Origin of the sequence: Stenotrophomonas sp. ASS1, from assembly GCF_004346925.1 — a bacterium.
GTDB classification, from domain to species: Bacteria; Pseudomonadota; Gammaproteobacteria; order Xanthomonadales; family Xanthomonadaceae; genus Stenotrophomonas; species Stenotrophomonas maltophilia_A.
Genome location: NZ_CP031167.1, coordinates 2225108 through 2246167, shown reverse-complemented (window position 1 = coordinate 2246167; position 21060 = coordinate 2225108). Strand labels below are relative to the sequence as shown.

16 protein-coding genes are annotated in these 21060 nt (G+C 62.5%); 11 read left to right on the top strand and 5 right to left on the bottom strand.

Features of this window, described 5'->3' with window-relative positions; all coding sequences use genetic code 11:
• The first annotated feature begins 9 nt into the window (after positions 1 to 9).
• From MG068_RS10590 to MG068_RS10575, 4 genes are all read left to right on the top strand, one after another.
• On the top strand, positions 10 to 1071 hold the full coding sequence (locus tag MG068_RS10590) for an XdhC family protein (RefSeq protein ID WP_132810116.1): 1062 nt from the start codon (positions 10 to 12) through the stop codon (positions 1069 to 1071).
• Positions 1047 to 1673, top strand: coding sequence for a nucleotidyltransferase family protein (locus MG068_RS10585; protein WP_132810115.1), 627 nt, complete (start codon positions 1047 to 1049; stop codon positions 1671 to 1673). Before MG068_RS10590 ends, MG068_RS10585 begins: the two co-directional genes overlap by 25 nt.
• Positions 1674 to 1727: 54 nt before the next feature.
• A complete protein-coding gene (locus MG068_RS10580) occupies positions 1728 to 2459 on the top strand; it encodes a hypothetical protein (RefSeq protein ID WP_132810114.1) in 732 nt (243 codons plus the stop codon).
• Positions 2460 to 2658: 199 nt separating this feature from the next.
• The gene (locus MG068_RS10575; protein ID WP_132810113.1) at positions 2659 to 3114 is read left to right on the top strand and encodes an SEL1-like repeat protein; all 456 of its coding nucleotides are present in this window, start codon (positions 2659 to 2661) and stop codon (positions 3112 to 3114) included.
• Between the two features lie 518 nt (positions 3115 to 3632).
• Here MG068_RS10575 and MG068_RS10570 read toward each other — a convergent pair.
• The 3 genes from MG068_RS10570 to MG068_RS10560 all read right to left on the bottom strand — a co-directional run bounded on the left by MG068_RS10570 (position 3633) and on the right by MG068_RS10560 (position 5673).
• Positions 3633 to 4103: a hypothetical protein gene (locus MG068_RS10570; protein ID WP_132810112.1), complete on the bottom strand. Its 471-nt coding sequence runs from the start codon at positions 4101 to 4103 to the stop codon at positions 3633 to 3635.
• Positions 4104 to 4460 (bottom strand): hypothetical protein, encoded by a 357-nt coding sequence (locus tag MG068_RS10565; protein WP_132810111.1) that lies wholly within the window; start codon positions 4458 to 4460, stop codon positions 4104 to 4106.
• A 457-nt stretch (positions 4461 to 4917) separates the two neighbouring features.
• Entirely contained in the window at positions 4918 to 5673 is a 756-nt protein-coding gene (locus MG068_RS10560) for a tetratricopeptide repeat protein (RefSeq protein WP_132810110.1), read from the bottom strand.
• Positions 5674 to 6205: 532 nt separating this feature from the next.
• Between MG068_RS10560 and MG068_RS10555 the strand changes: the two genes are divergently transcribed.
• From MG068_RS10555 to MG068_RS10530, 4 genes are all read left to right on the top strand, one after another.
• Positions 6206 to 7021, top strand: coding sequence for an AlbA family DNA-binding domain-containing protein (locus MG068_RS10555; protein ID WP_132810109.1), 816 nt, complete (start codon positions 6206 to 6208; stop codon positions 7019 to 7021).
• A 98-nt stretch (positions 7022 to 7119) separates the two neighbouring features.
• Positions 7120 to 13500: an NACHT domain-containing protein gene (locus tag MG068_RS10550; RefSeq protein WP_132810108.1), complete on the top strand. Its 6381-nt coding sequence runs from the start codon at positions 7120 to 7122 to the stop codon at positions 13498 to 13500.
• Between the two features lie 640 nt (positions 13501 to 14140).
• A complete protein-coding gene (locus MG068_RS10535; protein WP_240792132.1) occupies positions 14141 to 14869 on the top strand; it encodes a hypothetical protein in 729 nt (242 codons plus the stop codon).
• Between the two features lie 142 nt (positions 14870 to 15011).
• Positions 15012 to 15959 (top strand): hypothetical protein, encoded by a 948-nt coding sequence (locus MG068_RS10530; RefSeq protein WP_132810107.1) that lies wholly within the window; start codon positions 15012 to 15014, stop codon positions 15957 to 15959.
• A gap of 308 nt (positions 15960 to 16267) precedes the next feature.
• Here the strand turns inward: MG068_RS10530 and MG068_RS10525 are convergent, their stop codons facing one another.
• Complete coding sequence (locus MG068_RS10525) at positions 16268 to 16729, bottom strand: DUF6265 family protein (protein ID WP_132810106.1); 462 nt, start codon at positions 16727 to 16729, stop codon at positions 16268 to 16270.
• Between the two features lie 89 nt (positions 16730 to 16818).
• Between MG068_RS10525 and MG068_RS10520 the strand changes: the two genes are divergently transcribed.
• A complete protein-coding gene (locus MG068_RS10520; RefSeq protein WP_132810105.1) occupies positions 16819 to 17667 on the top strand; it encodes a helix-turn-helix domain-containing protein in 849 nt (282 codons plus the stop codon).
• Here the strand turns inward: MG068_RS10520 and MG068_RS10515 are convergent.
• A complete protein-coding gene (locus MG068_RS10515; RefSeq protein WP_132810104.1) occupies positions 17633 to 18166 on the bottom strand; it encodes a GNAT family N-acetyltransferase in 534 nt (177 codons plus the stop codon). The genes MG068_RS10520 and MG068_RS10515 overlap by 35 nt on opposite strands.
• A gap of 133 nt (positions 18167 to 18299) precedes the next feature.
• Here MG068_RS10515 and MG068_RS10510 point away from each other — a divergent pair, with 133 nt between their 5' ends.
• Together MG068_RS10510 and MG068_RS10505 are read left to right on the top strand one after the other, a co-directional pair.
• Positions 18300 to 20495, top strand: a complete 2196-nt coding sequence (locus MG068_RS10510) for a hypothetical protein (protein ID WP_132810103.1) — start codon at positions 18300 to 18302, stop codon at positions 20493 to 20495.
• Positions 20496 to 20565: 70 nt separating this feature from the next.
• Complete coding sequence (locus MG068_RS10505) at positions 20566 to 21051, top strand: TspO/MBR family protein (RefSeq protein ID WP_132810102.1); 486 nt, start codon at positions 20566 to 20568, stop codon at positions 21049 to 21051.
• Positions 21052 to 21060 lie beyond the last annotated feature (9 nt).

Genomic DNA, 21060 nt, shown 5'->3' with positions numbered 1-21060 from the left:
CCCTTGCGCATGGACCGACCCGCGGCCTCACCCGTGCTGGAGCCCTCTTCGGCAGAGGGAGTGGACCCCAGGGATCCTGCCGCACACCTGTCCGCAACGCCGGGCTTCCTCGCCGAAGGCAGCCCGCGTAGCGTGCTCGAGGCGGCCTTGACGCGCGTGCGCGCGGGGGAGCACGCCGTGCTTGCGCTGGTGCTGGAAGCCGATGGCTCCACCTACGCCGGTGCCGGCGACATGGTGCTGTTCTGCAACGGCAGCCAGGTCGGCTGGCTCAGCGGCGGATGCCTGGAGCCCGAGCTCGCGCGCCGCGCGCAGCAGGTGAGCGCGGCAGGGCAGGTCGACTGGATCGAGATCGACACCCGCAGTGACGACGACCTGTTGAGTGGGTCCGCGCTCGGCTGCCGCGGCCGGCTTCGGATTGCGCTTCTGCCGTTGCGGGTCATGACGGGCATCGACACCGTGATCGAGGCTTGGCTGCGCGAGGGGGTGTCACTTCAGCGCGACCTTCGCACGTCGGGGCAGATCGTTTTCCGCGCCGGCCATCGCGAGCAGGCATGGCAGCTGCACCCGATGGACGGGGCGCAGCCCTTTGGAGAAGCAGCGTGGCGTTTGCCGTTGCCCCGGCTTCCGCGGGCCCTGGTGTTGGGGGGCGGTCCAGAAACGCCCTTCCTGGTTCCGTTGCTGCGGGGCCTGGGGTGGCGGGTCAGCGTGGCCGAACGACGAGCGCGCTGGTCCTCAGCGGGGCAGGGCGCGGATGCACAGCTCCAGGTGAGCCCGGCCGAGGCCCTCCACGCCGACCCGTGCGACGCGGTGCTGGTGATGCACCACGACTTCGAGCTGGACCGCGAGGCGCTGGTGGCCCTGGCCGATACCGAGGCTGCTTTCATTGGACTTCTGGGTCCGCGGCGAAGGCGTGAGGATCTGTTCAAGCTGCTGACCCCGGATCAGCGCCACCGCCTGTCCCCGAGACTTCGATCGCCGGTCGGCCTCAACATCGGCGGCCGAGGGCCGGAGGCGATTTCGCTCAGCATCGCCGCACAGCTGCAGCAATGGCGCAGCACGGCCGGCAGGTGACGTCCGCGCATGCGGTCGTGGTGCTTGCTGCGGGCGGGAGCACCCGGCTTGGCCAGCCCAAGCAGCTGCTGACCCGGCAGGGCGAGACCCTGGTGCATCGCGTAGTGCGGTTGGCGCTGGAGCTTGCGCCATCGCAGGTGCTGGTGGTGGTGGGCGGGAACGCACAGGCCGTGACATCCAGTATTTCCGGACTGGATGCCACCCCGGTAACCAACCACCACTGGGAAAGCGGCCTGGCCAGCAGCCTGCAGGTTGCTGGCACACACCTGCTGCCCGCGGTGGCCGCCGTGATGGTCGTGGCATGCGACCAGCCCGCGATCGAGCACTCCCATCTGCAGGCGTTGCTTTTGGGTGCCCGCGCTTCGGCGTCAGGGTGCGCCGGCACCCGTCACGGAAACGCGCTTGGCATTCCTGCAGTGGTGCCGCGCGCATGGTTCAATCAGGTGGGTGCAAGCGGTGACCGCGGCTTCGGAGCGCGCTTGAGGCAGCTTCCCATCGATGCCGTGCATGTCCTTCAAGCGCCGGAGCTGGGCCTGGATATCGACACGCCAGAAGATCTCGCGCGTGCTCGCCTTGCGGGCTGGATCGATGCCGGGAGGTGAGTCGTCGGCTACGATGGTGGCGCCGGCATCTGCGCCGGCGGGCAGGGGGACGCAATGGATATGCAGGCAGAGGGCGGATTCGATTCGCCGGACAGGACGAAGCAACAGGAGCTGACCTTCCACTGGCTCTACCAGCGGGTGCAAGGGCTGGTTGAACATAGCATCTATCGTAAGGCGGGCAGGGTGGAGACCTGGTCGTTTCGCATCGGCATGGGTGCGGCGATCATTGGCATACTTACTGCCCAGCTTCCGGATCGATGGCTGCCTATTGGCGCAGTACTCCAGGTGGTTATTGCCTGCCTGGCAATCGAAATCGGGGGCTTCATTGTTGGGGGCGCCCTGGCGGCCCGCAGAGGCATCCGCCAATTCAGTCAGCCACGGCTGTCGCACGCCAAGGAGATGGACGGTGACTTCGCCCACTGGCAAGCGGTGGTTACCGAGCTTCGCCGTTTCCCTCGCATTGAGCGCGAGCGCCGCCTCAAGTATGTCAGTCAGCTGCGCAACAACATGATCGAGCGCATGGGCCTGATGTACGGCGGGCTGCAACGCCTTGGGCCATTCCCGCTGCTCATTGCGTTCTATTTGCAGTTCCGGGGATGGAAATGGGGCGACTGGGCAGGCGCCTTCGACGTCAGCCTGGTCGGCGGGTTGTTGATCCTCGCCATGGTGCTTCTGTACCTGTTGGGCTGGATGCTGATCAGCATGCGCATCCGCCTGGACACCTACGTCGCCTTGCTCGAAGGCTCCATCCACGAACCTGAGCCGCCGCAGCCCGCGCCTCTGTAGAGTCGAGCAATGCTGGACTACACCACACCACATCGCGCCCCACCAGACACATCGCAAGCGAGAACCCGCACCCCCTTCTTCAAGACAAGCTCCAGGCATCCAGATCAAGGGAACTGCGGAAAAAAACACCCCCATGGGGAAAGCACAACAGCAATCTTGAGGAACAGGTGGATTTCATGAGCAAGGGCGGCGCCATCAGATGACCATATTCAGGGCAACCGGTCTTCTCCTGTACCTGGCAGGCACAGGGTTGGCTAATGCGCAGGCGCCCCCTCAACCGGACAGGCCGAAAGTTGAGCTTGACGGCTCGATCGCAACGGACGGGGCCGCGGTGCTTGATGACAAGCAGCTACGCACGTTGATTGGGCGCGCAGATGCAGGCGACGCTGAGGCGGCGTTTCGAATTTCACGCCACTTTGAGGGCAAAGGCATGGCCGGCAGCTCCCATATGTGGCTTGTCTATGCCGCAGCGCTGGGGCACCCGATTGCACAGTACAACGTGTTCTTCATGTTGAGGGACAAACAGGACTGTGAGTCATCCAGTGAGGCATACGCATGGCTCAAGAGTGCCGCGCTGAAGGGCGTGAGGGACGCGGCTTCCGAGCTTGAGCAAGCGGCTCGCATGGCGGCTCAGCGATGTGCCAGCAAACGATAGGAAGAGAGACGCCGTCTTCCTACTTGGGATGCGAGCGTGGCGGCTCAGTCAGGCTCTACGTAATTGGGTTGCAGGCGGGGAAAGGGTCCGGGTGCCCTTGAGATGAGTAGATACAAGAGATTTCTTCGGGCTTACTACATCATGTTCTTCTGGGCACTCAGGCTGGTTGCCTGCCTTGGGGCTGCCGTGAATTCAGTACTCCTTGTTTTCGTGCTGATTGATCTTGCTGATGGCAGGCGAGACTATGGGTTTGCGGGCTTGGCATTTGTGGCATTCGCTCTTTGCATAGCATTTGCCATGTGGAAAGTCGGGTCTGTCGGCCTGCTTCGTCTCCGGCAAGCGAAGGCCTCATAGGTCTTCCAAGGACGTGCCGTGCTGGCACGTAATCTGCCGATAGGGCCGCAAGCATGCAGCCTCCTGTGGCAAGGGATGCCGAAACATGCAGCTACGGAGGGAGCGCTGGCGCCTGGCCCGCGTCGGCTGCAGCCAACACCATTGTAGAGTCGAGCCACGCTCGACTACAGCACGCCACATCGCGCCCCATCAGGGACCTGGCCAGCGAGAACCTGCAGCATCCGGTCCATCAGAACAGGCTCCGGCACACCAGCCAGCACCTGTTCCAGATGATCCAATGGCTCCAACTGCCATTGGAGGATTGCCCGCAGCTGCAGAACGACGGGCGCCCGCTGGTCCGCGTCCAGTGAGACCTGCAACAGCAGATGTTTCGAGCGCCTCTCCAGCCACAGCACTGGTATGCCTCGGCAATGAACCTGGAACTCGGCATCTCGATGCCGCTCAACAAACTGGAAGCCCTGTCGTGGCCGAGACGCCACGAACTGCATCGCTTGGCGGCGCAGTTGTGAAAAGCGATTGTCGGTGATGCTTTCGAACGCGACAGGCGAGGGCACCGGCGGCGCAGGCCACTGCGCCTGTGCCGCAACCACCACCACAAGACAGGGCGCATTGGCCGCCCAGCGCCACCACGCCACTCAGCCCTCCGGATGCAGTCGGGTACTGGCGTGTGCGGTAAGGCCGATTCCGGCCATGATCAGCCCCTCCATCACGCGCGGGCCAACGTACTGCTCCAGCTCGCCATTTTCGCGGGCGCGCTGCGCGGCCAGCAGAATCTCCAAGACCACGCGAAGGCCGGCCAGCGAGCAATCGGTATCCGCCAAGGCAATGCGCCGGCCCGGCATCTGATGGCGCTCTGGCCAGGGCTGACCATCGGAGGCGGCACCCGAACCGATGCTGTGCAGCAGGGCGACGAGCGTGTTCGGATCCAGCACGGGGCCGTTGGCGGGCGCGTCGTGGATCGGGTGCGGGGCAGGGGAGTGGGGCTGGGTCATGGCTGGGCTCCTTGCGTGCATGCAGAAGCCGCCACCGATAGAGGTGGCGGACGGTGCGAGGTTCGAAACCCGGTGTGCAATCAGACCGGCGGGCGCAAGGCCCCCACGCACCGCCCGCCATAGCCGGCTGACGGATTGCCAGTCGGCACCACCCGGAGTGGTGCCGACTGGCAAGCGCTTTTTACGATTGCACAACCGGGGTTTCGAAGCCCGGCCACCTGTTCAAGGTGGCACAGCAAGGAATACGCCCGGTTGTGCGCGATGCCAATGCAGTAGGGCCGATGCCGTCACCACTTTCAACGTTTTCAGAATCGTTGCATGCGGCGCAATGAGGCTGGAGCCTTGCGCCGCAAGGCTATAGGCAATGTCGGTGGTGCAGTCCTGCGCGCTGCCGCCATCCGCCCGGCGAGGCTGTGAGCGAGGCGGATGCGACAGGATTGCCAAAGGCCGCCAGGCGTCAGTAGCCCTTCAATGCGGCTTTGGTTCGCTCCAGCCAGGCGGCATTGTGGCTGCGCGCGTGGCGCGACCAGTGCTGGGCATCGTCGATGATGCTGGCGAACAGGCTGCGAGCCTGCTCACGGTCAGCAGGCTGCGGTTGTGCCATCAGCCACTCGGCGTACAGGCAGCGGGCGGCCGCATCATTTCCACATTCCACGGCGCGCTCGAACGCGGCGCGGGTACCAGGTGCCTGTGCAGCAGCCAGCGCCTGCGCGTAAAGCAGGGTCTGTTCCGGCTTGCGGCGCACTTCCGGATGGCGGGCAAACAGGCCGTCCAACGTCTCGACTGCAAGTGCGGCGTGTCCGGACTCAAGGCGGGCACGGGCAAGGCCGGTCAGAATGTAGGGGTCGTCACCCAGTGGCGAGCTGGCCGCCTGCTCAAGCAGGGTCCTGGCTTCCTCCGCTTGGCCGGCATCCAGCAGCGTCATGCCAAGACGAACCCGGTTCTGCACGGTGGGCGTTCGCGACAGCTCAGCGCGAGCGTTGCGCAGATCCTGGCCCGGGTCCATGAGTTGCTTGGCGGAGCGGATTGCCTGCCGCGCGCCGCGCGAGTTGCGGGCTTCCGGGAAGTAGATCGCCAGGAAGTAGACGACGCTGCCAAGCAGCGGGAACGAGAAGAGCAGGATCAGCCAGTAGAGGCTCTGGCCCGAGCGGATGGCGTGCACCGCGAAGTAGATGGCTGCCAGTACGTGTAGTCCGATTCCGATGTAGGGCATGTGCGCCGCCTCGTCCTTGTGGGGGTTGGCACTATAGTGGGAGAGAGGTGGGGCGCCAATGGGATGGGCGGCTCGGCGTGACGCGTCACATTAATGGGATTGGATTCTGCGAGGCGGAGCTCTGCATGTCACTATGTGGCGGGGCTGCACTGACGGACGGGGCGTATGAAGTGCACCTAGCATCCCCCTCTTTGGTTATAGCAATTAATTAAATGACGGTGATTTGTGGGAAAGATCGAGATAGTGCATGGCGGGAAGATCTACGAGGCTGAGTATTTTGTTGACCAAGGTCTCATCACAGTTCACGGCGAACGCGGCCAAGAATCCACTCAAATCGGAGGGCTTAGCGAACCGCAGGCAGCCAAATTTTTGCTCAATAGCCTTGTGCGTAAAGGTCTAATCGACCCTGTCGACCCGAGTGAGGCCCAGCATTAGATTCAGATCGATGCACGCCTCGTAGAGTGGCCCGGCTTAGGCATTGCAGACGTCAGCCTACTGGTCTGGCTCGCGGCATTGAATGTAGCCAAGCGAATTGAGTCGGCAGATCACCCCGACCAAGCAGTCCGGATACTTCGTTCGCACCTCGAGTTCACTTTGGATGACGATTCTAAAAGAACAGCACGAAACCTTCGCCCGGTTCTTTACGGCGCCAACCCGTGAGGCGCTGCGTGATCTGCTTCGTCGCAACATCGGCGAGACCGACTACCTGGACTTCAAGTCCGATTGGCCTGCACTGCCAAAGCTCGCCCGCCACATCTTGGCCTTGGCGAACTCAGGCGGTGGCGCGCTCGTCGTGGGTGTGTCGCAACAGGCGGATGGCAGCCTCGTTCCGATCGGCTTGCCGAGCATCAAGGACAAGGCACAGCTGATCCCGCCGCTCAGCGGCTATCTGCCCAAGCCGCTGGAGTACCAAATTCTTGACTTTGCCTTCGGCGCGTCCGAATACGAGGCGCTAGTGGGCAAGTCGTTCCAGGTCTTACTTGTGGAAGACGATCCTAAAGTCCTGCCGCTCCTGGCCCTAAGAGAAGGGGAGGGCCTGCGGACAAGCGTTGTCTACGTGCGCGATGGCACGACGTCCACCGAAGCCGGCCATTTGCAGCTGCAGGCGGTGCTCAACCGGCGCATCGGGTCGGGCTATTCCAGCCAGCCTAGCCTAGACCTCGACAAGCATCTGGCCCAGTTGCGTGTCCTGGATGAGCATCGGGAAGCGAACGACAGCTGGCTGAGTCAGTTCAATCGCAACGAGCAAAGCCACTTCGACGATACTCAGTCGGACGACCACAAAGAGTTCATCGAAGACGCCTACCAAGCGAAGAAGCAGGCCATCTGGCGATTGCTGGACCTGTAGGGCGCGTGCAACGAAAGAGGGACCCAGTGGCAAAATCTCCAGTTCACGTCGACAGTGTTCGCGCCTCCCGCGACGGTCATGAATTCCACGAAGCGTGGGTGGCCCGCAAGAGCTTGGGGTTGCTGCTTCCGCAAGATGGTTTTGTCGGCGTCGCGATCGAGGGTTTCTCCCCCAGTGACCGGGTCTCCCAGGACGCAACCGAGATCGCCGACGCGGTGCTGTACTACGGATCCGCCGCGACGTTCCTGGATGCGGACCGGGTCGTCGTGGTCCAGGTCAAGTATTCCAAGGCATCCGAGAACAAGCCGTTTCGGGCGGCCGATGCCAAGCACACTGTGGAGAAGTTCTCGCACACCTATCGCACGCTCAAGCGCGAACACGGTGTTGGGGCAGCACGCAGTCGTCTTCGCTTCGAGCTCATCACCAATCGTCCGATCCTGCCCGAGCTCGAACAAGCCGTGATGGCGTTGCGAGACGGAGTTACACTCAAGGGCGTTGCCAAGACGCAGGCCAAGCAGCTCAGCGAGGCGATCAACTTGCGGGGCAAGGATCTGGCTGAGTTCGCAGCCCGGCTTCGTCTGACGGGGATCACCGGGGACCTGCGCCAGAGCAAGCATGAGCTGGCCGTTGCCTTGGCGGATTGGTCGGTCGCCCGGGACCCGCAGTCCAGGATTCGACTTAGCAACCTACGCGAGTTGGCGCGCACGAAGGCTGGTCTCATAGCCCAGCATCGTAATGTCATCCTGCGCGCCGACGTGCTCTCCGCACTTGATTTGCAGCACGAAGATGACCTTTTGCCGGTCCGCGAGAGCTTCCCGGATGTCGGTGCAGTACTGGAACGCGACCAACTGGCGTCGGTGGCTGCCCGCATTCCGGCCCTGAATCAGCCTCTGCTTATCCACGCGGACGGCGGCGTCGGTAAGACGGTCTTCATGCAATCACTGGCGGGGAAGCTGGGCCAGGATCATGATGTCGTTCTGTTCGATTGCTTTGGTATGGGGCAGTACCGCGCGGCATCCGACGCTCGTCACCTGCCGCAACGTGGATTGATCCATATCGCCAACCTGTTGGCGAGCCGCAGCCTGTGCGACCCCATGCTGCCTAGCACTGCCAGTGATAGTGACCTGATCCGGACGTTCAGATCGAGATTGACCCAAGCAGTCGAGACGCTTCGCTCGGTCTCGCCGGATCGACAGCTCGTGTTGCTACTTGACGCAATCGACAATGCCGGCGAGCACGCCGACTTGCGCGGAGAGACCGCGTTCCCGCGTCTTCTGCTCGAAGACTTAAGTATCGCGGGGTCGATTCCGGGTGTGCAGGTGGTGGTTAGCGCACGGGGTTATCGCCTAAAAAGCGCGATCGGCAGCGCCGCATGCGAGCATCTGCAACTTCGGTCATTCAACCTGATTGAATCCCAGGCCTACCTGCAGAACCGTCTCGATGGTCTGACCGAGGGAATGGTGCAAGTCGCCCAGTCGAGATCACGCGGAAACGCACGCATCCTCGAGCATCTGGTCGACGAGGGGCCGGAAATGCTTGCGCCCTCGAAAGTCGACAAGGTCATTCAGCTCGACGACTTGCTCCGATCAAAGATTGCAAAGGCCTTGACCGAAGCTCGACGGCAGGGATACCAAGAGGATGAGATCGCTTCGTTCCTGGCAGGACTTGCGACCTTGCCGCCGCCCGTGCCCGTGCGTGAATTCGCCGAAGCCAACGGCTTGGCGGAAGGGGCAGTGAACAGCTTTGGCGCCGACTTGTCACCGTTGCTGGAACAAACCAAATACGGCTTGATGATTCGCGATGAGCCGACCGAACGACTGATCCGCGAATCATACGCCGCAGACGAGGCGACGTTACGCCGTCTCGCCAAGAACCTGCTAGCGATGCAAGATCGCTCCATCTACGCCGCCACAACCCTGCCCGACTTGCTGCAACAGCTGGGCGACGGCGATCAGTTGTTTGCACTGGCCTTCGACGAGCGCCTTCCGGCCGCTATCACCAGCGCGGCTGGCAAGCAGGCCATCCGGCAGGCGCGCATTCGTGCGGCGGTAGCATTCGCCGCCGACCAAGAAGATAACGGTCGGCTCGTGCAATTACTGGTCGAGCTATCGACGCTGGCTGCGATGAACCAGCGAGGCACGCAGTATCTCCTGGATTACCCCGATTTGACGGTGTCCATCGCCGATGCCGACTCGTTGCGGCGGCTGTTCGAAGCACGCACGGACTGGCCAGGCGCCAGGCATGCCCGGCTCACCATCGCGCATGTCTTGGCTGGCGAGGTTGCAGACGCGACGCACCACGCCCACCGAGTCGCAGAGTGGCGCCGCCATTACTACGACCAGAAGCGTGAGGATCGCCGCCGCGATGAGGGTCCGACAGCTCTCGACATGGCGTCCATCCCTCTGTCGTGGTTGGCCCGAGGCAATGGCGAAGCGGCTGCGCGAGACCTGGCCGGCTGGCGAGACTGGTATGGCTTCGAAGTGGCGGAACAAATGTTTACCCTTGTCCAGGCAAACTCGCCCGCGGATCGGGGGCCAGGCGGGGCGCTCAAGGCGATGCTTGACTCAGAATCCGCCCGAACTGGTGTGCTGCTAGCTGCTGTCGCGCACGCAGACGGTAACGAGACCTGGCAACGGGCCTTGATCAGCCGGCTGGCATCGGTCTGCGCTACAGTGAACTTGGGCGAGCGCGATTATCACCCCAAGGAAACCCCGATTGGGCGCGGCATGCTGCGGGCAGCGGCCGTAGCCACGTCCTTGGGAATGAGCGGCGAGGCGATCGCGATCCTAGATGCGGCGGCGTTCAAGACTCCCATGTTGTATATGTTCTTGGAGGACTGCTGGGCGCGCGATGTGTATCCTTACATCGCAGCCAAGACAATGCGCGCCCTCGCCGAGGGAGTGCCACTCGAAGAACGGATGCTACTTCCCCAGGAATTGTTGAGCGCAGCAGTTGGGATTCCACCGGCGCTCCAAGGCAAGGAGTTCCACGCGGCGCTAAAGGAAGCGATGCGCGAGGCCGTAAAGGCGCAATCGCAGTCCGACGGATCGTCTCGTCGATTGCACAACGACGACCTGCAACGGACCGAACGCTTCCTTGACTCCCGATTGGGAACCTGGCATTCGGTAGCGCAGGCATTCGCACAAGCGGTCAGTCGAAACGCAAGCGCAGGGGATGGGCGGCTGCGCCCGCTATTGGCGAAGTGGAATCGCCTGCGCGTTAGCAACGACTACTACTTGGGCGGTCTGACGGCACAGAGGCAATTCAGGATTGTGGGCGAGCGACTGCTCACCTTAGCCGTGTCCGCAGACGCCGGCCACGACACTAAGGAAGTGTCTGAGTACGCTGATTTGGTGAGCGCCGTGGACGCCGCGCCGGTTTCCAACGTCATCGACTTGATTGCTATCCTGACACGACGGGCGCCGAGTCAGATGGCGGCAGGCAAGGCGGCCGTGCGCACTCGCGAAGCGATCGAACGGCTAGATGATGTCAATGAGCGCGTCGCAGCATTTGCGCGTTTGTCTAGGGCTATCGTTCCAGCCAGTTCCGCCGATGCTGCCGAGTACTTCCATCGCGGCTTGGAACAGGTCGATGCGATAGGCTCGGGCGACTGGCAGTTTGTCGGCGAGCTGATGCATTTCGCAGCGACGCTGCGTGGAACACGCCTGGACGACGCCGACAGCAACACGCTGTCGAACATCTGCGACCTGAATCTAGGAGAGGAACACAAGTTCGATTGGAGCGGCTACGGCCGGGCGTTGGCACGGGCCGCTGGCCCCAAGGGGTTGGCACGGCTGGCTCGCTGGGAGGATCGCGAACGGATCTCGCTCGACTATACATTGCTGCCGTACCTAAAGGTGTTGATCGATATCGGCGATCTCGAGCCCTCGTTGGCCTTGGTCATGTTGCGCGTAAGCTCTCCCGCGGAATTGCGTACCTGTAGCACCGTCGAACTCGTAGATTCTCTCCTGAAGCATCCGGCAGGCGTCACTGCGACCCTGGCGACAGAGCTGATTCATCACTATCAGCAGTGTCATCCCGGTGGGTATGGTTCAGATAATGTCGAGTCACTCGCGCTTCTGGCGGAGCGGGCATTGGGCTGCGACTCGGTCGAACGATCACAGTTGCTGCAATCCGCAAAGGCGATGGCGGTGGCTACCAAGGAGTTCAACTCGCTCAGCAACTGGCGAGCGCCAACCTCCGTGCCCCACCGATCAGATTGGGACGCCGAGCAAGCCAAACAGATCGCGGGGGCCAAAGCCCGTGCAGCTTCGCTCGATCCACTGGACGAGGCCGGGATTGCGGAGGCGCTTGAGGCTCTGAACGGGTTGCTTCAGGGGCGGCGTCTGGAGCAGGACTTCCTGGAAGTCCTGCGCGCCAAGGTTCCGCTCTCGGGGATGACTAGATACATCGAGATCATTGCTCGGCAAGAGCAGCTCGATCTGTACGACAAGATTCACGAGCTAGAACTGTGTAAGGCCGCGTGGTCGAGTGCGTCTGACGCCATGGGCCGTATCTGGCCAAACTGCGCCGCGTGGATCATCCACGCCAATCCATCAGAGTTTGTCTCCTTCGAACAATTGTCTCAGTACCAGCTCAATCGCCTTGCCGAGCTGACCGGTGTCGAGCACCACGCGCTGGTCGTGGCACTGCTCAAGGAATTCTCCCGACCAGAGGCCGAGGTGCCCGCAGCTGTCTGGCTCAGTGTGGCGGCAAGTTTCAGCACAAGGGCGGAGCCCAGCGCGGCACAGGCGGCGCTCGCTCGGCTTCTTCGCGGAGGCGCGGCCAAGCTCGCTCCATTGGTGCTCGATGGGGAGTGGCGTCCGGGCGTTTACCCTAGTGACGATCCCATCGATATAGCCGCGGGACTGATTTGGTTCGGGCTGGGCTCGCCCCGCGCCGAACGACGCTGGATGTCTGCACATGCCCTGCGATCCGCCGTGCGGCTTGGCCGGACGGATGTTCTACACCGGGTGGTTGCGCGCTACCACGACAAGACCGCTGGCGCCTTCGGCGCTGAAGAGCTGCCGTTTTTCTATCTTCACTCGCAGCTGTGGTTACTGATCGCGATGGCTCGCGTAGCGCTAGAGGCACCGAACGCCGTCGCCCCGCACCGTCAGTTATTGGAAGAAATCGCATTCGATAAGGATGATCCACATGTGTTGCGTCAGCACTTCGCAAAGGAAGCACTGCTGGCCTGTCACCGAGGTGGCGCCTTTAAATTGTCTAAGGCGGCGCAAGCCAAGCTGAGTCGCGTGAACCAGTCCGCATACCCGATGGTCACGCGCCAAGGCGGGAGAACGTCGTTCTATGACTCTCGCCCGAAGGAGTCTCCGGAGCCAGCGTGGCACGTCAGCCTAGAATACGACTTTGACAAGAACGAAGTATCGGAGGTTGCTTCGCTCTTTGATCGCGAACGCTGGGTGACGCGCGATGCTCTCAGCTTCTGGGTACACCAGCGTGCGCCGGGCGTCACTAGCATGTATGACCTTGGTGGTCGCCTGGATCTAGGTAGGAGCCACGGTGAGATGTCCGAGGCGCAGCATCACTACGGTGAGCATTTGTGCTGGCATGGCCTGTATTCCGTCGCCGGGCAGTTCCTTCGCGATTTTCCAGTGGCGGTGTCCACCTGCCGTGGGAATCAGCCGTTGCAGGAGTGGTTGAGCGAGCAGGTGCTCACCCGCGATGACGGCCTGTGGTTGGCCGACGGCACTGACTGGCCCGGGGCGACGACTCGCGTCAACCTGCGCGAAGCGACCGATCAAGGAGTTGAACTTACTGCCGACACGAGCAGGCTCTGTTCGCTATTAGGCATAGGAAACACGGTCGGAGAATGGCTGGTCATAGATGGAGACTGGCATTCGATGGACGGCGTCGAAGTCCATGTGCGCTCATCGATGGTGCCCTCCGAGCAGGGCGATAGCGTCGCCAAAAACGTCGCCGCCCAGGACGCGTTCCAGATCGACGCTCCAACGCTAGAGGAGCATGAAGAAGGCGATCCTCGATGGCTGAAATTTAAGACGCCGTTTATCCCATGGTTGGTTATCACCCATGCCCGGGCTGGCATCGACCAGACCGATGTGTTTGGCGTCGTGGGCGCTGCTGAACGGACCCGGTTGACGACAGAGGCTATCAAGTTCGGCGGCCTGACTCAGAGGGATTCTTTCGGCCGTGAGTGGCTGGACCGCTCCGGCGCGACCGTCTTCCGCGTCGAGACGTGGTGCCAGTATGGTGATCGGCATGAAGGCCAGCGCGAAAGTGGAGATCGGGCAACCTGCCGATCCAGCTTCCTACGAGAGTTCCTGAGGGCACAAGCGTGCGATTTGATTTGCGTGATTCGCTTGCGACGCAGCGATCCGGGCCGGGGTGATCGCAGGTCTCGGTATTGGCATACCACCCTTGTAGTGCGTATCACACCCTCGCTCGAGGTCACGCTCTATCCAGGGCTTGCTAACGCGATTCACGAAAGCATGTTCTGAGAGTAGGTCAATGAGAAGGTCAATGAGAAGGTCAAGCAGGCACTCCAGCGCGATGGCCGCCGCAGGTACTTAGGTCAGCTGCGGCGCAGCAACCAGTAGAGCTGACAGTGATCGCGATGGAGCACCTCGGTGAGCAGCTCCGCCACTATCTGTGACGACCATGCAGCGGACTTCCGTCGATTCGCCATGCTTGACCGATACACGGAAGCGGCTGCATCGCAAGTGGCATCAGACATTTTCAAGCAAGCGAGCGGCGGGGTTCGCAAACGCACCTCCAGTTTGGACATGTCCGATACCGCCCGATGCCGCCCGATGCTCAGTCAACTGCATTATCGCCGGCAGCGAAACCCCTTGGCGGCTGGCGCCGCTGCACGATCTCCCCGACAGCTGCAGGGGAGATGGCAGGGCCAGCTGCGGCAGGGTATTCAGGCCGCCCAGCCGGCGGCAGCAGCGCCCCCCCAGTCTGCGGGAATCCTGTGAGGCAGATATGACGCTTTAGAGGGGCAGCTTTCGGGGCTTCGAAACTTGCCGACTCAGCTGGAAGTCGCACCCAAACGGTCAAAAAAGGTTCGTCCATCTGCGGCTCGCAGACGCCCAGATCCACGCATCCGCTCGATGTCTACGCATCGGCATCGCGGATTTGATCTGGTGTTCGTCATCGAGTGGCTCAGCATGTCCCTACGACGAACGGATTCACGACAAGGTCGACGAGGAAATTTGGATCGATCCGAAGAACCTCTATGACAGGTATCGCAACACAACGTCGCACACGGCCAGTCACAAATTCAAGGTGCCGAAGCGAGTCTGGCAGGACCTATCAGTGGTGGTCGCCTTGATAGGCATCATGCGGCTGGGCTGGTTATTTCTCATCAAACCCTCCAACGCACAAGCTGCGAAGAAGGAAGAGCAGGGGGCCGATGCTTTGCCGGCGGCAGATGCCTTGGCGCCCTTGGGCGCGGGCATGCCGACGGCAAAGCCCCTCACCCGCGAAGAATACGTGCAAAAACACAAACCACGTGTGGAATTTCAGCCGTGGTCCGCGCCCGCCTTCGATGACCGCACCATGCAATCGCAGCCCGAGCTGTACTGCATGGCTTCCGGCACGACTGAGCAGGACACCACCTGCACGTGCGTAACGGAGCAGGGCACCAAGGCCAAGATTTCGATACGGGTATGCGTGGCGATCGCACGCGATGGACCGGCCCACAATCCGTATCGCGCACCACGCCAGAAATCGGAGTTGAGTCAGGACCATCCGGCTCGCAGCATCGCTCAGTCCACATCACCTGGTACGCCTGAGCCATCGCCACATGCACTGATTGAGGTCGGGAAACGCCCCATGGGGACGTTCCCGGAGACTCCGCCTTAGCCAGCTAGCTTCTAAGTCCCTCCCTGGAGTTCCAGGGTCTACAGCACAGCGCAATCGTAATGGTCAAGTAGGGAAAAGCCCGACGCATACTTTTCTCAAACTGAACTATGCTTGGGACACGTGATACATGGAGCGTACTTTAATGCAGCAACTCACGATCCTTAGCGGCGCTGGGATTAATCACGGAATATCGGCAGCTTGTCCGCAAGCTAGAGACTTGATCGACTTTACGTATCAGAAGATCAGTCAAAGCGTCTACGAGAGAATTCCATCGCAGCTTCAGGCAATGTTTACCCAGGAGTCGTTCGACTACATCTTGGGTGGACTGATGACCATCAATCTTGTTGTCGAGAAGACGAAGCAAGACCTTATTCGATTTAGGATAGACCAGCAGGCATTTGCGAACATCTTCCAGCAATCCAGTCTTCAGGATTCAATTATTCAGGCACTGGACCAGATTGAGACTCAACTTACGGTGTCCCTTCGGCAGATGCTGGAAGTAGTTAGGCAATTTGATCCCGCAATTCGTCATCTTGATTCAAGGTTCGATTCAGTCAACTACTTCACCCTGAATTTTGATGGTGTCTTCGATCACATCATCTATGGCGAAAGGTACGTTCGGGGCGCCTTCACGACAGATTTTTGGTCGCCCTGGGGAGATCTTCGTGAAGGAATTGATCGAAAGTTCAAGATCATGCACTTGCATGGCGATCTTCGATACAAGCCATTCAAGAAGACCCAATACAACGATCCTCCGTATCGATGGCCCGTTTTGGTCGTCGGCGATGCGGAGGTGAAGAAGGGAATCATTGCATCCAACACCGCCCTCCGGTTCTACAACCAACGACTCCGAGAGGCGTGTGAAAACAGGCATCGAATTCAGGAAAACGTACTTCTCGTAGCAGGATTTGGATTCCGCGAAGAAGATCAGCATGTCGTGTCTAAGATTAAGGCTGCCGTAAATAATGGCATATTTGACAGAATGATCTGTTATGACATTGAGGACAAGTTCGCCGACTGGTGTCCGAGGCCCTACGAATGGCGTGATCCTCGTAACCTCGGATTGAACGATCTTCTTCATTCGATCTAGTCCAAAAGTTCCCTGCTGGCGGGATGTAAGGGGCGAAGCCCCAACGAAATCGCCTTACATGCCCTTGGGCAGACTTGGCCCACGGCTCATTGCTCATGCTGCAATCTCATCCTTGTCGGGGGAGCCTGCAGGGAGGCAAGAGCCAAGCCAGAGCCGCAGCCATTGCCAGATCTAGCCGACGAGCCGGACCACGCCCGATACATCATTTCGCATAATGTATATTATGTTACGGCCAAGATCGCTACCCAAGAGGCCAGAGCCTCCCCAGTCCTCAGATCCCTGGCCTCACTCTTGGCCAGCGTTCCCACTCACTCCCCGCAGCGCCGATAGTCAAACGGAATCCGTAGGATCTTCCCATCAACTCCCGGACCGGAGATGCTCGCCTTCAGCGCAGTGCCATCACGCCGGTACTCGATGCGTTTCGGGAAGTCATTCTGCAGATTCTCGAACACCACCCAGTTCGCGCCATGTTCGGCAATGACGAACGTGGTCGGCGCCACGCCATTGGGCTGCACATGCAGGCCAGCCGCTTTGCCTGCAGGCACCAGGCGCATGTACTCGAATGACTCCATATCGCCGCGGCTCAGCGTGCGCGACATGCCAAGCAAGGCGCCGCCGGCCTCGGGCAGCCAGACCTCATCAACCCTGCGCTCCTCGGTACCGCCACACCAATGCCCGGCCAGCCAGTCAAACTCGGCCGGTGCAGCCATGGCCGCGCCGCTTCCCAACGCCAGGCCTGCGCCCAACAACGCCACCTTCGACTTCAACATGTACTGACCTCCTGGATGGTTGGCTGCAGGCTAGCGGCAGGGCCACCAAGGGCGCTTGTAAAAATGCGCAGGATGGCGTCCGATGCCGCATGGACTACCGCGAGCACCCTGCCCCCGACGAACTGCGCCGTCATGTCCAGTGCCTCTGGTGGCTGCAGGACGAAGCCCCCGGCCATGACGTACAGGTCATCTATCCCGATGGCCGCTGCGAGTTGCTGGCGGAACTGGGCGTGCCGATGCATCTGCATGGGGCAGACGGCCGGATCCGCTCCGATCTGCCGTTCTGTTTCGCCGCACAGCAATGCGGTCCGATTCGTCTGCGGGCCGTCGGCCCGGTGTTCTGCATCGGCGTGCGGCTGCAGCCGGCGGCGAGTGCCTTGATTGCCGGCGTCCACCTGCCCGGGCTTCGCGACCAGGCCCCGGATCTGTACACGCTGGACGCCTTCTTTGCCGAAACGTTCAGTGCAGCCGCACGCGCCAGCGCGGCAAGCGGTACGCCCGAGCCCCTCTGGCAGGTGCTGCGGGAATGTTGTGCCAGTTTCACCCTGGACGAGCGCATCGAACAGGCCGTTGGGGAACTGGATGCAGCGCAAGGCGACCTGCGCATCGCCGAACTGGCGCGGCAGCTGGGCACATCACTGCGTGGCTTGCAGTCGCGTTTTCTGGCAGCCGTGGGCATGACCCCGAAAGAATATGCCCGTGTATGCAGGCTGCAGGCTCTGTTGCACACGCTGGATGGAGAAGCCACCAGCATCGCGTCAGCTGCGGCGCGCCACGGTTACAGCGACCAGGCCCATGCCACGCATGACCTGGTGCGCTGGACCGGCGTCACGCCCGGTCGACTGGTCCACGCGCTGCGCGGTGATCGGGGCAGCGACGATGCCCTGCGGCTGGCGGCGGCCTTCATTCGTGGGAGCAGTGTTGCCCGCTCACGGTGAGCCCCGGCCCTGCGTCGTCCTCCAGCAACCGGTGCATCACATACACATCAACCAACCCCAGCGTCCGATGCCGGAACGCCGCCGGTAGCGTCCCGACCACGGCGAAGCCCAGCTTCCGGTACAGCTCGACCGCAGGCGCATTGGTACTGACCACGTAGTTGAACTGCATGGCCAGGAAGCCCTCCGACCTGGCCTGAACCAGGCTATGCTGCACCAGCGCCCGCCCGACGCCACGCCCTTGCGCCAGCGGATCGACCACGTAGGTGGCACTGGCCACGTGCGCGCCCAGGTCCGGGTAGTTGGCGCCCATCTTGTACATTCCGGCCACGCGCCCTTCCAGCACGGCCACAAAGGCCGCCTGCACTCCGAACCAATGGTCCCGAAAGGTGCCGGCCTCGAAGGTGCCGGCGAACGGAAGCGCATCTTCCGTCGCAATGGCGGCCTGAAGGATCACCCACATGGCGTCGAAGTCACCGTCGGTGGCAGCTCGGATTTCCATGCGATTCCTCGCGGATCGGCGTAGCGGGCAAGGCGGACACTAGCAGAATCCAGCAAGTGCCCCGCACCCGCTTCACGCGCCACCGCCATCGGTTCGGCAATAGTTGAGTGAATTCCGGTCCTTAGAGCAGTACATGCCCCCTACTTCCGCGCGCATCCCACACCGGCTCCGCCGATGGCGCGTCGCTGGCTACATCCTGCTGGGCATGTACGTTCTCTACCTGCTGGCCGGCAACATCTTCCTCAACACCCCGCTGTTCGACCAGGTCACCAACCGCAAGCCGCACAAGTTCGTGATGACCACCGGCCCGGCCATCACGCTGCTGCCGGGCCACGTCATTGCCTGGAACGTGCATATGCGCGGACACGTCAACCATACCGTCTACGTACTGCATGCCGAGCGTGCCAGCGCCCGCCTGGCGGTCCTGCCCCTGTTTAGCCGCGAAGTGCGGGTTCCCCGATTGCAGGCCACAGGCGTGTCGGCCGAGATCAGTCGCGTCGAGGACGCCATTCCGTCACCGCCGCGTAGCGACCAGGGCTGGACCCTGCGTTTCGACGCCATCCACAGCGACAGCATTCGCAGTGCCCGGCTCGGCAAGCTGCTGATCATCGGCAAGGGCCGCGGCACGGTCGGGTTCCTCAAGCAGCTGCGCGGCGGCCCGTCCGAACTGTTCGATTCCGAGGTCTCGTTCAGCAAGGCAGACACCAGCTATGACGGCGTGCAGCTGCTGGGCGACATGGATCTGACCGCGCGCTTCAGCTATCCGCGGCACTATCGCGACCAGGCGCCCGGCCTGGCCAAGTTGAAGCTGCTGCATGCGCGACTTGAGGTGGATGCGCGCAGCCAGGGCCTGCGCATGGATACGGACGCGCAGACGCCGCGCATCTCCAGCTCGCCGGTGCCCGGCCGCCTGCAACTGGCAGCTCACATGATCGACGGCCAGCTGCAACCCGGTGACCACGCGCTCTGGCAGGTGCCGCTCTTCCTCGGCGATGGCGCGCCCAATCGCGGCGTGCTGGCCCTGCAGCTCAATGTGGCCAACGACCTGCGCCTGCAGGCCCGCCTGCCGCCACGCCCGGATTCGGCCGCCGGCATCGATGCCGACCTGCTCATCACCGGGCGCGAGATTCCGTTCCAGCACCCTGCCCAGCTGCTGGAACGCAGCTCCGGTACCGTGCGCGGCGAATGGGCCTTCACCTCGCTCAACTGGATCCCTGCCCTGTTCGTGCGCAAGCCGTGGCTGCAGCTCGACGGCGGCGGCACCCTGAAGGCCGATCTGCGCCTGCGCAATGGCGAACTGATCGAAGGCAGCACCGTGGACATTCCCTCCGCCGCGGCGGTGGCCGAAGTGGCCGGCGTGCGTCTGGCCGGCACCGCCAGCGCGCATGGCGAGCTGAAGGCCGGCACCCCCAACCAGGCACAGCTGGCGATCCGGCTGCCCCGCTTCACCGCGCGCCCCAGCGATGCGAAGGATGTGCGGCTGTTCGACGGGCGTGACCTGGCCGTGGACCTTACCGGCGATGGCCGCCTGCAGGAACTGCGCAAGGGCGTTCGCGCACGGTTGCGTTTCAGCGAGGCGACCATCCCTGACCTGGCCGCCTACAACGGCTACCTCGGCTCTCAACAGGTGCGCCTGCTGCGTGGCACCGGCAGCCTCAGCGGCGACGCCACGCTCGACACCGATGGCCGCGTCGGCCACGGCACCGCGCGCCTGCAGGGGCGCAACGCCAGTGCGAAGGTTGCAGGCCTGGACATGGGCGGCGATGTCGACGTGAACGCGACGCTTCGCCGTGGGGACTTCAACCAGCGCCACTTCGATCTGTCCGGCACCACCGTGGAGCTGCGCAATGTGCAGGTGGCGGGCACCGATTCCAGCAGCGCGTGGAAAGGCCGTGCTGTGTTCAAGCGGGGCCGCATCGACGCGCAGTCCCCGTTCCAGGTGGACGCTACCACCGATCTGACCCTGAGCGATGCACGCCCCCTGCTGGCCGTGTTCGCCAAGCGCACCGACTACCCGCGCTGGACGCTGTCACTGCTCGACTCCGGCCAGGTCGATGCACAGGCCACGTTGCGCTGGCGCCCGGGTCATCTGCTGATCGACGGCCTGCGGGCCGAGAATGATCGCCTGTCGGTACGTGCGCGGCTGGATCTGCTGGAGCAGCGCAAGCGGGGCGATCTCTATCTGCGCTGGGGGCTGTTGGGCGCGGGCATCGAGCTTGATGGCGAACAGCGCCAGTGGCATCTGGCCAAGGCGCGTGAATGGTTCGATCAGCGCCCTTCGCTGTTGCCGGCTGCCGAACGTGGAAGCGCCGCGGGTTCTTCAGACTGATCGCCCCGGGTTGCATCCATTTGCCGCTTCCGTTCGTATGAGCGGTAAACGCAGGATGGAGCGGTACGGAATGAAGCGGCGTTCACAGGCTCTGGGTCTTCTGGGATGGGGCGTGGTCACCTTTGCGGCGGCGGCGGTCGGCGCGTGGGCATCGACATCCGCCGCCAGCTTCTACGCCACCCTCGCCCTGCCTGCCTGGGCACCGCCTGCCAGCGTGTTTGGCCCGGTGTGGAGCCTGCTCTACGCCATGATGGCCATTGCGGCGTGGCTGGTCTGGCGCGAACGCGGCTGGCGCAACGCGCAACCGGCCCTGGTGCTCTATCTGGTGCAGCTGGCCGTCAATGCCCTCTGGAGCTGGCTGTTCTTCGGCTGGAAGCTGGGCGCGCTGGCCTTCGTTGACATCCTGGTACTGATCGCGCTGGTGTGCGCAACGATCGTTGCCTTCGCCCGCCTCCATCGCGGTGCGGCGGCGATGCTGCTGCCTTACCTGGCCTGGATATCGTTCGCCTCGGCGCTGAACTTCGCGGTGTGGCGCGCCAATCCCGGGGTGCTGTGACCCCGTATC